The following is an 11,611-nucleotide window of genomic DNA, read 5'->3' as shown; positions in this document are numbered from 1 at the left end:
CGGCGGCTAACTCGCGGCCGGGCCGCTACCGCCGCTGCGCGGCGGACCCTCCCTAGGGGTCGGGTGTGCGGGGCTGGGAGGGTGGTCGGGTGCGGGCTCGGTGGTATAAAGTCCCGGTCAGCGTTCGGAGAGGTCGCGAATCAGGTCGTGTAGTTCGCGGCCTTCGGGCGATTCGTACCAGCGCAGGTGGCCCAGTAACCAGTCGTGGTAGGCGATTTCGGCGTTGCGTGGGTCGTGGGCGATGGTGAGGAAGTAGTCGATCTCGGAGAGTTCATAGCCGATGTGGACCAGCGGGAGTAGGTCCGGGAGCAACCTCTTCTCGGCGGCCGACAGCGTTCGCTCGGACTGATATCCCTGGATCAGCGCGGCGATCTGGTCCGCCCGAACATTCGCGGGTCCGCCGTCACGCAGCGAAACCCAGTCCACCGCAGTACGTTCGATCGCGGTAGCCAGATCGAACACCGCCGTCGTCCGATCCGCCAGCCCGAAATCGATCACCGAACTCACCGCATGGTCGTCCCACAGCAGGTTTGTCCCATGCCAGTCCCCGTGCGTCCACAACGGCGCGACGTCGGCAAGATCGACTGCCAACTCAGGAACCTCAGCGCGCCAATCTCTCTCACGCAGAAATTGCGCAACAGCCGGCCGCCGGGCGATATGCCATTCGAACGCCCCCACCACATCACTGTGCAAACTCGCCGACAGCGGCCGAGCCGGTCGAGCAGGCGCATCGAATCCCGAAGCAGCACAATGTAATCGACCCAGCATCGCGCCTGCCCCCACCGCATCATCGACATCGCGATACGGCGACCACGAGAAGTCCGCGCGATACCGATCCTGGCCCGCCCCTGTCTGATGAACCTCGTAAACGACCTCACCCGCGTCACGAACACGCACTTCGGGCACCGGAATCCCCCGGTCACGCAGGTGCCCCATGAACCGATGCTCCTCCCCCAACGCCACCCCATCGCGCAATCGCACCGGCATCCGCTTCACAACCAGCCGCTCACCGTCATCCAGCCGCACCCCCACCGTCGACGAAAGCGGCCGCGCCCCACGCCATTCCACCGCAGCAGGCTGCGCCCCACCCCACGTAGCGGCCACCGCGCGAGCGATCTCGTCGTCGGTGAGCGCGGGCCACGTCGGAGCGGCGAGCGGATCGTCGCCCATCCCGAACACCTGCTGATCAGCCACCGCTCACCCCACGAAAGCGACGGCCGCACCCTCGCCGGAAGCAGCCGTCGCCCACTCTCATCGCCTCCGGCTCACAACCACCACGAGCCCGGTCGCCACGCCCGCCGCGACGAAGGAGAACAGCGACGCCGAGGTCCACCAGGTGGGGTGGATGCCGATCGCGTCCTGCACCTGAATCCACCGCGAAGCCCACCACTGCACCGAACCCGGGTTGCACAGCTGATAGACCACGAACCCGATCACCCACGGCAGCAACATGATCGGACGCGCGGGCGACGAGTCGGTCAGGTTCCAGCCGGTGCGCCCCTTGCCGAAGAAGAAGTCCACCACCAGCACCGCGGTCAGCGGCACGAACACCGAGCCGATCAGCAGCAGGAAGTTGGCGTAGTTGCTGAAGTCGGTCACGAACAGCGCGGCCACGGTGGCGATCACCCCCACCACCCCGGCCAGGATGCGCCGGTCCACCCGCGGCAGCAGGTTCTGCAGCGACATCGCCGTGGAGTACACATTCGCGAACGACTGGTCGGTCTCGCGCAACACCAGCACCGCGAAGAACACCCAGCCCGCGGTGATCCCGAGGAACGAGTCGAACAGCCGGTTCGGGTCGCCGTCCACGTGCAGCAACGCCACGATCCCCAACAGGTAGCACCAGATCTGCGCCACGGAGTACCCGACGAACATCGCCGCACTGCCGACCTTCGCCGACTTGGAATGCCGCATGTAATCCGCGGCCAACGGCACGAACGACACCGCGACCGCCAACGCCGTATCCACCGCCGGGAAGAACCCCGACCAGGACGTTTCCCCCAGATCGGGCAGCGGCTGACGCACCAACTGCACCGTGAAATACAGCATCGCGATCCCCACCGCGACGGTCACGTACTTGCGCAGAATCCCCACCACATGCATCGGCCAGATCGCCATCACCGTGCTCAGCGCACCGGCCGCGATCACCACCACCGCGTGCGGCACCCGCCCATCGGTGAGTGCCGCGATCCCCGCCGCGATCACGGTCAGCTCGTACACACCCCACCCGATGCACTGCACCACGTTGGCGATGGTCGGCAGCCCCGACAGCTTGGTGCCGAACAGTCCACGGAAGTTCGCCATCGCGGGCGCACCCGTGCGAGCCCCGACCGCCCCCGCGGCCGCCACCATCGAGGCGCCGATGAGCGTGCCGACCACTGTCGCCAGGATCGCCCCGATCAGCGGCAATCGCGCATACCCGGCGGGTTGCAAAACATAGATGGCCCCGGTGAAGCCGATCAGGCTCACGCCCAGATTCGTCCAGAAGGCGGCCTGATCGGTGAATCCGAAGGTGCGCGGCGGTTCGGTGCTCAGCAGCAGCGGCGCTTCTTGCCCGGTGCGAGACTTCGATAAGTCAATTGTCATAACGCTCCCCATGCTATTGCCGCGCGGCCGATTTCCGTCGATCTACCGACGACGCCCGGTCCGCGCTCGCCGATCTCCGGTCCGCGCCCGCCCACCGCGGGCACCGCACCGCACCAGCCGATCCCCTAAGCTCCCCCCGTGAGCTTGCCCTCCCCCACTGCAGACAATCGTGCCGTCGTCACCGGCGCCTCCTCCGGCATCGGCACCGCGCTTGCCGCCGAACTGGCCGGCCGCGGCTATTCGCTGATCCTGGTCGCGCGCCGCGGTGAGATCCTCACCGAACTGGCCCAGCGCCTGACCCTGACCCACGGCATCACCGCCGAGGTCCGCGCGGTCGACCTGGCCGATCGCACCCAGCGCGCGAGCCTGTGCGACGAACTCGCGGTCCGCGATATCGCCATCCTGTGCAACAACGCGGGCGTGGCGACCTTCGGCCCGGTCGCCGAACTGGATTTCGCCTACGAGCGCATGCAGATGGAACTCAACGCCACCGCCGTGCACGACCTGTGCCTGGCCGTGCTGCCCGGCATGCTCGAGCGCAAGGCGGGCGGCATCCTGATCAGCGGTTCGGCCGCGGGCAATATGCCGATCCCCAACAACGCCACCTATGCCGCGTCGAAGGCCTTCGCGAACACGTTCTCGGAGTCGCTGCGCGGCGAACTCAAGGGCAGCGGCGTGAACGTCACCCTGCTGGCGCCCGGCCCCGTGCGCACGGAAACACCTGCGCCAGAAGATCAGTCGATCGTGGACAAGCTGGTGCCCGACTTCCTGTGGGTGTCGTCGGAGTACACCGCCAAGGTCTCCATCGACGCGCTGTCGCGCAACAAGATGCGCATCGTCCCCGGCGTGATCAGCAAGGGCATGAGTGTCGCGGGCAACTACGGACCGCGCGCGTTCACCGCCCCGGTCGCGGGGGCGTTCTACAAGAAGCTCGGAGGCTGACCACGCTGCGCGGACATTCTTCGACGTTTCGGTGCGAATGTCGACCGATCGCGCGAGAAATGTCCGCTCAGCGTGTCCTCACCGCCGCCGCGTCCCGAAAATGCTGCGGCTGATCTCCCGCCCGGCCGCACTGGCCGCCGACCGCAGGAACCCCTTCACCGCCGGGTTGTTCATGAGTCGCTCGGCCGCCGAATCCTCGTCGGGCTGCGACCGTCCCGGCGCGGGCGCGGCCTCGGGCGCCGGTTCCGCCGCCGCGACGCTGGCCAGCAACTTCTCGTAGGCCGACTCCCGGTCGATGCTGGGCCCGTACTTCCCCTGCAGCGGACTCGACAGCGCCTTCGCCTTGATCGCCTCATCGCCGATGGTGTCCATCAGCGACCGCGGCGGCACGATCTTGGTCCACGCCACCGGCGTGGGCGCGCCCGTCTCCGACAGCACGGTCACGATCGCCTCGCCCGTGCCCAGCGAGGTCAACGCCTCCTCCAGGTCGTACACCGACGACTTCGGATACGTGCGCACCGTCTTCGACAGCGCCTTCTGATCGTCGGGCGTGAACGCGCGCAGTGCGTGCTGCACCCGGGCACCCAGCTGCGACAGCACCGGATTCGGAATGTCGGTGGGCAACTGTGTGCAGAAGAACACACCCACCCCCTTGGACCGGATCAACTTCACCGTCTGCTCGACCTGCTGCAGAAACGCCTTCGACGCCTCCGCGAACAGCAAATGCGCCTCATCGAAGATGAACACCAACTTCGGCTTGTCCACATCGCCCACCTCGGGCAACGTCTGGAACAGATCGGCCAGCACCCACATCAGAAACGTCGAGAACAACGCGGGCCGCGCCGCCTGCTGCCCCAGTTCGAACAGCGTGATCACGCCGAGCCCGTCCACAGTGCGCAGCAGATCGGCCGGGTCGAGTTCGGGTTCGCCGAAGAACGTGTCGCCACCCTCGGCTTCCAGATTCACCAGCGCCCGCAGGATCACCCCGGCCGTCTGCGGGGACACCCCACCGATGCCCTTGAGGTCTTCCTTGCCTTCCGGGCTGGTCAGGTGGGTGATGACAGCCCGCAGATCCTTCAGGTCCAGCAGTGCCAGACCCCGCTGATCCGCCCAGTGGAAGATCAGACCCAGCGTCGATTCCTGGGTGTCGTTGAGGCCGAGCACCTTGCTGAGCAGAATCGGCCCGAACGAAGTGATCGTGGCCCGGATCGGCACCCCGATACCGCCGGTGCCCAGCGACACGAACTCGGTCGGAAACGCACTGGGCGCCCAGTCGCTCGCCCCGGTCTCCGCCGCGCGCGCCCTGATCTTCTCGTTGTCCGCGCCCGGCTCACTCAGTCCCGACAGGTCGCCTTTGACGTCGGCCATCACCACGGGAACGCCTGCACGCGACAGCTGTTCGGCGATGCCCTGCAGTGTCTTGGTCTTGCCGGTACCGGTCGCACCGGCGACCAGTCCGTGCCGGTTCATCATCGGCAACGGAATACGCACGCGCGCACCAGGATCGGTGACCCCGTCGACCATGACCGTGCCCAGTTCCAACGCGGGCCCGCCGAAGGCATAGCCCTGCGCGATCTCCGCAGCCGCACTGGATCCAGATGATTTCGAGGCGGATTTCGAACTCGCAGAACCGGATTCGCCGCCCGCAGGTTCGCCACCCGCCGCCGCTGATTCGCCGCCCGCGGCCGGTTGCGTGCTCGCCGCAGCCTCCTGCTCAGCAGCCTCCGCGGCCGCCAACGCCTGCGCGGCAGCCCGCGCCGCATCCTCGGCGACCTTGCGTGCCGCTGCCGCCTTTTCCTGAGGGGTGGTCATTCGCGCGTCCTCCGTCTACTGTGCTCATTTCGCCAACGCGAAAATGCTCGAAACGTGTGCGGGCAACTCCAGGCAAACTGTATCCGGGCCGGTCACCCCCGTGGCGATCATCCGCGGATGTCGCAAGCAAACCCGCCCCGCCTCGCCCGCGCGACACACCTGTCGACCGGGCGCGCCGACCCACCGTTAGGGTGACTCCCGTGTCAGACAACCAACTCCTGGTCTGGATGGACTGCGAAATGACGGGACTGCGTCTCGACAGCGACAAGCTGATCGAGATCGCCGCCCTGGTCACCGACAGCGACCTCAACATCCTCGGTGACGGTGTGGACATCGTCATCCACGCCGACGACGCGTCCCTGGCGTGCATGCCACCGGTCGTCACCGCCATGCACGCGAAATCCGGTCTGACCGAAGAGGTTCGACGTTCCACCGTCACCATCGAACAGGCCCAGCAGCAGGTGCTGGACTACATCCGCGAGTACGCGCCCACCGCGCGCACCGTGCCGCTGTGCGGCAACTCCATCGGCACCGACCGCGGCTTCATCGCCCGTGACATGCCCGAACTGGACGCGCACCTGCACTACCGGATGGTCGACGTGAGCTCGATCAAGGAACTGTGCCGCCGCTGGTACCCGCGCATCTACTTCGGCCAGCCGGAGAAGGGTCTGGCGCACCGCGCGCTGGCCGACATCAAGGAATCCATCCGCGAACTCGAGTACTACCGTCGCACCGCGTTCGTGCCGCTGCCGGGCCCGTCCACCGCCGAGATCGCGACCGCCGCCCAGGAGGCCACCGCGGCCGTGGATGTGACCGGTTCGAGCCCGCTACCAGCCGATTAGGGACTCACGCCCTTAGCACGCTAGTATCGACGGCGCCGGTGATTCACCGGTAATGGTGACCGTAGTTCAGTTGGTAGAGCACCAGGTTGTGATCCTGGATGTCGCGGGTTCGAGTCCCGTCGGTCACCCCGAGCAAGAAGGCCCGGTCCATGTGGACCGGGCCTTCTTCGTTGTCCGGGCCCTCAGCTGGCGCGGTTCGCACGGTGCCGGCGCACCGCCGAACGATTCGCACACGCCGGACAACAAAACCGCTGCCTGCCGTTGCGCGAAATATCCGCGTAGACCCGCGAGCACCCGTCCGCCTCGCACACGCCGAGCCGATCCATCCCCAGACCGGTCAGGTGCAGCGCAGTGCCCACGGTGATCAACGCGGCGATCACCCGGTCCGTGGCCACCTCGGGATCACGGAAGTGCAGATGCCAGCCGTCGCCCACGTGATCGGTCAACCGCGGCGCCGACGCGTACTCGGCCAGCAACACGTTCAGCAGCGCCGCACGCTCCGTGCGGACCGAACACTGCACAACCGCGCGCCAACGCCCCAGAAACGCCGTCACGGACGCCAGATCGCCGTCCGACACCGCCGAGCTCAACACCAGCCCCGCCGCCGTACAGCGGCGTTTCAACTCCGCCGCGCTCGAACACGGATCGTTGAGCAGATCGACCCCGAGCAGCACCGGCTCCCGGCCGTAATGGTTGTAATGCACAATGCCATTACATCAGACTCGAGTCATGAACACCCACAGCTCACACACCTGGCAGATCCAGTCGCGCCACCACACCAGCGAGGGTCTGGTCGCCTACCAACGCTGCGGTTGCGGCGCCCGCCGGGTCGTGGTCGACCACCACAGCGTCGCCTCGGAGATCCACCGCGACGAACCCGATCTGGCCGCGACGGGCTAACCGCCCGCTCCATGACGAACATCACGTTTCATCGCTACACTGTGGACCGCTGCCCAGATGTGGGGCAGATCTCGCCATCGCGTCAGCGCTCGACCGGAAAGACCCCTTGATGAAGCGTTCCACCGTCGTCGCCATCCTCGCGGCCGCCACCGTGCTCGGCCCCGTCGCCGGGACCGCGGCGGCCTCGCCCGGCCTGCCCCTCACCGAGTTCGTGGCCCCCACCCCCGTCAGCGAGTTCGGCCTGCCCAGCCACGATCCCGAATCCGGCTCCGCGCGCAGCGGCTCCACCGCGGGCGCCGAGACCACCGGCTCGTCGGGCACCGGCTCGGCCGGTCTGCCCAACCTGGACCGCCTGCTGTTCGGCGGCCGCGTCCTGTGCGGCGCGTTCGGCAGCGCCATGGCACTGGCCGGCGAGGCGATGATGGACTGCGCCCAACTGCCCACGCCGGTCTGAACCGACCCACCAAACGAACGAAGGGACACCGGAAATCTCCGGTGTCCCTTCGCTTTTCACGCGTTGCGCGACTAGGCGGCGTCGGCGTTGCCCGCCTTCCATTCCGCCCACGGAATGTTCCAGTCGCCCAGTCCGTCGACACCGGACAGGGTGCCGCCGATCGTGTTCTTGATGATCGTGATGTCGCCGCGCTTGGCGTTCTCGTACACCCACCGCGCGTTCGCCGGGCTCAGGTTCAAGCAGCCGTGGCTGGCGTTGGAGTACCCCTGCTGCCCCACCGACCACGGCGCGGAGTGGAAGAAGATGCCGCTGTAGGAGATTCGCGTCGCGTAGTCCACCGGCGTGCGATACCCGTCGGACGAGTTCACCGCCACACCGTAGGTCGAGGAGTCCATGATGATCTTCTCGTGCCGGTCGCTGACGATGTAGACACCGTTGTCGGTGGGCGTGCTGTCCTTGCCCATCGAGGTCGGCATCGTCATGATGACCTGCCCGTTCTTCTCCACCGTCACCTGCTTGGTGTTGTCGTCGGCGGTGAAGATCACCGCGTCGCCGACGGTGAAGAACGAGTGGATGTTGTCCTGGCCGAACAGACCCTTACCCAGGTCCTTGCCGTAGACGTTCACATCGATGGTCACCTTCGTGCCCGGTGTCCAGTAATGCTCGGGGCGCCACCGCACTTCGCGGTTGTTCACCCAGTAGAACGCGCCCTCGACCGCCGGCTCGGTGGTGATCTTGATGGCGTCCTGCGCGGCCCGCCGATCAGGGATGTTCTCGTCGAACTGGATCGCCACCGGCTGACCGACGCCGACCACCTCACCCTCACCGGGCAGCAGGTACGGCTTGGTCTGGCTGTTGGGCGAGCTGGTGGTGAAGCTCAACGTCGAGGAGTTCGCCCCGCCCAGACCGATGGCCGCGGCGGTGAGCTTGTAGGTCTTGCCGTAGCCCAGCACCTCCGACGTCGCCCACGAGCGACCGTCCGGTGCCAGCTGACCGGCCACCGCGGTGCCCTGCTGGTTGGTCAGCCGGACGTCGGTGAACGTGCCGTCTTCGACCTGGAAGGCCAAGGGCATGCCCGGCGAGACACCCACCTGCCCGTCCTTGATGGTCGACACCAGCTTCGGCTTGATGAGCTCGGTGATCGGGTTGCGATCGATCGCAACCTCCACACCGGCACCCTCCGCGGCCGAGCACGCCGACGCACCCAGTGCGAACACCGCAAGCAGCACTACCGGAACAACCGTCCGTAGCGACCGAGGTCGCCCCCGCTTCGTACCCATATCAACCCCGTTTCCGTACCGACGCAGCCACAGTGCGCCGCAGATCCCACCGACCGAATCGCTAGTGCCTTCCGCGCCGGCGGGGGGCGTTACGAGCTCGTCGTCCGCCATTCTGCCAGCCCGCTCAGCCGACACCAACGGGAAAGCCCCCGCGACACGACCAAGTCACAATCGTTAGATAGCCACAGGCACCGTTGGCGTTAACAACCAACGGTGTGTCGCGTTTTCGCTGGTCAACGCCCGATTTCACTTTCTGGCACCAGGCCTGCTAATGTTTGTTCCGCACCGGAGACGGGGCAAAGAACGAAAACATGCGCCATTAGCTCAATTGGCAGAGCAGCTGACTCTTAATCAGCGGGTTCGGGGTTCAAGTCCCTGATGGCGCACAACAGACCGCAACCCGGCAGTTACCACAACTGCCGGGTTGCGGTCTTTTTGCTCTAGGAAGCTCTGAGGGTACCCGCCAGACAACGGTCACGATCTCGTTATCGAACCGCCATGGACGAACCGGTCATCGAGTGCTCTTGCGCCGATCCGGACTCCCACGAGCTGCGGAAACCCCTCCAAAACCCGATTCGGGCAAACTTTTTTTGTGTCGGCGGTCACGCAGAACGCGGGTCTAAACCTCCTGCATACATAACGATTCTGCAACTGCCCCGCAAGAAACCAAGATCGGCAACGTTTGCCGTTCAAGTTCCGTTCACCTTGCGTTAACCCGTCGTGACCATTCTGTCATCAGGTCACAAACGGACCTGCGGTTTGGTTAGCCCGGAAGTATCCAACCTCCGATAGCACCGAACAGCGCGTGGTCTCCCCGCAGCCAGCTGTGGAGCACCGTGCGACGCGGCGACGAACTTGCCACTGAGCGTTCGTCCCCCACCACAGCGTCGCACCTTCCAGACACAGACAGAAACAACACATCGCCTGAAACGGCGTGCGCTTCCATAGCGCGCGCTGCGCGATACACCGCGCCCTGAACAGGGCCTGCGTCGCCAAGACAGAGATGAAGGAACAGAAAAGCAATGCTCACTAAAGACAAGCTCAGCACCGTAATCGGCCGTCGTTCGCGTCGTGAGGCGTTCACCGTGGCAGTCGCCGCGGTCGGCCTGGTCGCCGTAGCCGCGTCCTCCGCCGTCTCGTTCGCCGACGACAGCGTCCCCGAGCGTGCCGCCATGGTCGTCGAGCAGGCGGAGAACATCCCCGCCGTCGGCGCCGCACCCGCGATCCAGGCCATCCCGGCCCCCGCCCCCGAGGCGATCCCCGCACCGGCACCCGAGGCCGCACCGGCCCCGATGCCCGAGGTCGCGCCCAAGGTCTACAGCAACGACCTTCACGGCTGGATCACCGAAGCGCTCGACATCATGGCTGCCAAGGGCATCCCCGGCACCTACGAGGGCATTCACCGCAACATCATGCGTGAGTCCACCGGTAACCCCCAGGCGATCAACCTGTGGGACATCAATGCGATCAACGGCATCCCCTCCAAGGGCCTGCTCCAGGTGATCGACCCGACCTTCGCGTCCTTCCATGTCGAGGGCACCCCCTTCGACGTGTGGAACCCGGTGTCCAACATCGTCGCGGCCTGCAACTACGCAGCCAACCGCTACGGCTCGATGGACAACGTGAACAGCGCGTACTGATCCAACTGACACCGAACGCCCGCACCCCGGTCATCGCCGACCTGGAGTGCGGGCGTTCGTCGTAGAACGCCCGCACCCTGGTCATCACCGACCGGGACTGCGGGCGTTCGTCGTAGAATCGCCGTCGTGTCCGACAGCGCCGATCTTCCCCCCGATCACGCGCATTCCGACGCGGCCACCGCCAGCCGCCTCGCCAAGGCCCGCCGCATGGCCGCCTACGCGTGGTCCCGCGACATCCGCAGCACCGAGCTGCTGGCCCTGCCCGCGTCCACCCTGCGCAAGCTGGCCCGCGCCGCCGACACCAATCCGCCCAGCACCGGCGAGACGTGGCAGGTGGTGGCCGACCTGCTCGACCAGAAGGACGCATGGGCCGTCCGCAACCCCGAGCACGCCGGTGCGGTGCGTACACACGCCGATGAGAAGCTGCTGTGGGTGAAGCCACCGGTCACGCCGTGGGCGGGAAGTTAAGTCACAGCGTCGCCAGCCGCGAGGTCACGCGATCAGCAAACCCAGCGCCAGCGCCAGCATGACGACCGCGATCAGCGAGTCGAGAACGCGCCAGGATCCCGGCCGAGCGAACAGCGGGCCCAGCCGACGGCTGCCGTAGCCGAGCGCCAGAAACCAGATAACGCTGCCCAGCATGGCACCACCGGCCAGGAACCAGCGGTCGGGCGAGGCGTACGTGCTGGCGAACGAGCCGAGCAACACCACCGTGTCCAGGAACGTGTGCGGATTGAGCCAGGTCATCGCCAGGCACGTGAGCACGGTCGCACCGACGGTGACGGAGGTGCCCGCCGAGTCGGCGATCAACGTCGACGAACGCAGAGCCCGACGCGCGGCGATCACGGCATACCCGAGCAAAAACAGCGCCCCCGCATACCGGGCAACGGTCACGATCGCCGGAAACGACTCGACGATGGCACCGAACCCCGCCACGCCCACCCCGATCAGCACGATGTCGGACACCACACACACCGCGATCACCGGCAACACATGCTGCCCACGCACCCCCTGACGCAGCACGAACGCATTCTGTGCGCCGATGGCGACGATGAGCGAGAGCCCGAAGCCCAATCCGGAGAGCGCGGCCACGGCCGCCGATGATGCAATCACGTCTGTCGACGTTATGAGCCTGCCGGTATTCAGTCCAGCTAA

At 66.4% G+C, this 11,611-nt stretch carries 12 protein-coding genes and 2 tRNA genes; 8 read left to right on the top strand and 6 right to left on the bottom strand.

From position 1 onward, the window contains the following. Positions 1 to 117 precede the first annotated feature (117 nt). Both ACFWU5_RS27430 and ACFWU5_RS27425 read right to left on the bottom strand, forming a co-directional pair. A complete protein-coding gene (locus ACFWU5_RS27430; RefSeq protein WP_379269760.1) occupies positions 118 to 1,194 on the bottom strand; it encodes a phosphotransferase enzyme family protein in 1,077 nt (358 codons plus the stop codon). A gap of 57 nt (positions 1,195 to 1,251) precedes the next feature. Then, positions 1,252 to 2,586 (bottom strand): purine-cytosine permease family protein, encoded by a 1,335-nt coding sequence (locus tag ACFWU5_RS27425; protein ID WP_379269758.1) that lies wholly within the window; start codon positions 2,584 to 2,586, stop codon positions 1,252 to 1,254. A 138-nt stretch (positions 2,587 to 2,724) separates the two neighbouring features. Here ACFWU5_RS27425 and cmrA point away from each other — a divergent pair, with 138 nt between their 5' ends. Next, the gene (gene cmrA / locus ACFWU5_RS27420) at positions 2,725 to 3,528 is read left to right on the top strand and encodes a mycolate reductase (protein WP_379244938.1); all 804 of its coding nucleotides are present in this window, start codon (positions 2,725 to 2,727) and stop codon (positions 3,526 to 3,528) included. A 78-nt stretch (positions 3,529 to 3,606) separates the two neighbouring features. Here the strand turns inward: cmrA and ACFWU5_RS27415 are convergent, their stop codons facing one another. Further along, entirely contained in the window at positions 3,607 to 5,340 is a 1,734-nt protein-coding gene (locus ACFWU5_RS27415; protein ID WP_379269756.1) for a helicase HerA-like domain-containing protein, read from the bottom strand. Between the two features lie 200 nt (positions 5,341 to 5,540). On the opposite strand from ACFWU5_RS27415, the gene orn reads away from it, so the two are divergent. Both orn and ACFWU5_RS27405 read left to right on the top strand, forming a co-directional pair. After that, on the top strand, positions 5,541 to 6,182 hold the full coding sequence (orn, locus tag ACFWU5_RS27410) for an oligoribonuclease (protein ID WP_379244934.1): 642 nt from the start codon (positions 5,541 to 5,543) through the stop codon (positions 6,180 to 6,182). Between the two features lie 55 nt (positions 6,183 to 6,237). Further along, positions 6,238 to 6,310 (top strand) — tRNA-His (locus ACFWU5_RS27405). 54 nt (positions 6,311 to 6,364) lie between these two features. Here the strand turns inward: ACFWU5_RS27405 and ACFWU5_RS27400 are convergent. Next, complete coding sequence (locus ACFWU5_RS27400; RefSeq protein ID WP_379269754.1) at positions 6,365 to 6,886, bottom strand: CGNR zinc finger domain-containing protein; 522 nt, start codon at positions 6,884 to 6,886, stop codon at positions 6,365 to 6,367. A gap of 25 nt (positions 6,887 to 6,911) precedes the next feature. Here ACFWU5_RS27400 and ACFWU5_RS27395 point away from each other — a divergent pair, with 25 nt between their 5' ends. Continuing rightward, positions 6,912 to 7,082, top strand: a complete 171-nt coding sequence (locus ACFWU5_RS27395; protein WP_379244930.1) for a hypothetical protein — start codon at positions 6,912 to 6,914, stop codon at positions 7,080 to 7,082. Between the two features lie 109 nt (positions 7,083 to 7,191). Continuing rightward, positions 7,192 to 7,536, top strand: a complete 345-nt coding sequence (locus ACFWU5_RS27390; protein WP_379244928.1) for a hypothetical protein — start codon at positions 7,192 to 7,194, stop codon at positions 7,534 to 7,536. Between the two features lie 71 nt (positions 7,537 to 7,607). Here the strand turns inward: ACFWU5_RS27390 and ACFWU5_RS27385 are convergent, their stop codons facing one another. Next, positions 7,608 to 8,816: an Ig-like domain-containing protein gene (locus tag ACFWU5_RS27385; protein WP_379244926.1), complete on the bottom strand. Its 1,209-nt coding sequence runs from the start codon at positions 8,814 to 8,816 to the stop codon at positions 7,608 to 7,610. A 313-nt stretch (positions 8,817 to 9,129) separates the two neighbouring features. Between ACFWU5_RS27385 and ACFWU5_RS27380 the strand changes: the two genes are divergently transcribed. The 3 genes from ACFWU5_RS27380 to ACFWU5_RS27370 all read left to right on the top strand — a co-directional run bounded on the left by ACFWU5_RS27380 (position 9,130) and on the right by ACFWU5_RS27370 (position 10,924). Then, positions 9,130 to 9,202 (top strand) — tRNA-Lys (locus ACFWU5_RS27380). Positions 9,203 to 9,838: 636 nt separating this feature from the next. Then, positions 9,839 to 10,456, top strand: a complete 618-nt coding sequence (locus ACFWU5_RS27375) for a transglycosylase SLT domain-containing protein (protein ID WP_379244924.1) — start codon at positions 9,839 to 9,841, stop codon at positions 10,454 to 10,456. Positions 10,457 to 10,582: 126 nt separating this feature from the next. Continuing rightward, a complete protein-coding gene (locus ACFWU5_RS27370) occupies positions 10,583 to 10,924 on the top strand; it encodes a hypothetical protein (RefSeq protein WP_379244922.1) in 342 nt (113 codons plus the stop codon). Between the two features lie 24 nt (positions 10,925 to 10,948). Here the strand turns inward: ACFWU5_RS27370 and ACFWU5_RS27365 are convergent, their stop codons facing one another. Then, positions 10,949 to 11,569 carry a LysE/ArgO family amino acid transporter gene (locus ACFWU5_RS27365; RefSeq protein WP_379244920.1) on the bottom strand — a complete coding sequence of 207 codons (621 nt, stop codon included), beginning with the start codon at positions 11,567 to 11,569 and terminating at the stop codon, positions 10,949 to 10,951. Between the last annotated feature and the right edge of the window lie 42 nt (positions 11,570 to 11,611).

The organism is Nocardia sp. NPDC058640 (assembly GCF_042716995.1).
GTDB lineage: Bacteria > Actinomycetota > Actinomycetes > Mycobacteriales > Mycobacteriaceae > Nocardia.
Note: the sequence above shows the minus strand (reverse complement) of the source record. Positions and strands in the feature narration are given on the sequence as shown.

Coding starts and splice junctions, on each gene's coding strand:
- ACFWU5_RS27425 (WP_379269758.1), bottom strand. CDS start 2,586: ATGACAATTGACTTATCGAAGTCTCGCACCGGGCAAGAAGCGCCGCTG.
- ACFWU5_RS27415 (WP_379269756.1), bottom strand. CDS start 5,340: ATGACCACCCCTCAGGAAAAGGCGGCAGCGGCACGCAAGGTCGCCGAG.
- ACFWU5_RS27395 (WP_379244930.1), top strand. CDS start 6,912: ATGAACACCCACAGCTCACACACCTGGCAGATCCAGTCGCGCCACCAC.
- ACFWU5_RS27390 (WP_379244928.1), top strand. CDS start 7,192: ATGAAGCGTTCCACCGTCGTCGCCATCCTCGCGGCCGCCACCGTGCTC.
- ACFWU5_RS27385 (WP_379244926.1), bottom strand. CDS start 8,816: ATGGGTACGAAGCGGGGGCGACCTCGGTCGCTACGGACGGTTGTTCCG.
- ACFWU5_RS27375 (WP_379244924.1), top strand. CDS start 9,839: ATGCTCACTAAAGACAAGCTCAGCACCGTAATCGGCCGTCGTTCGCGT.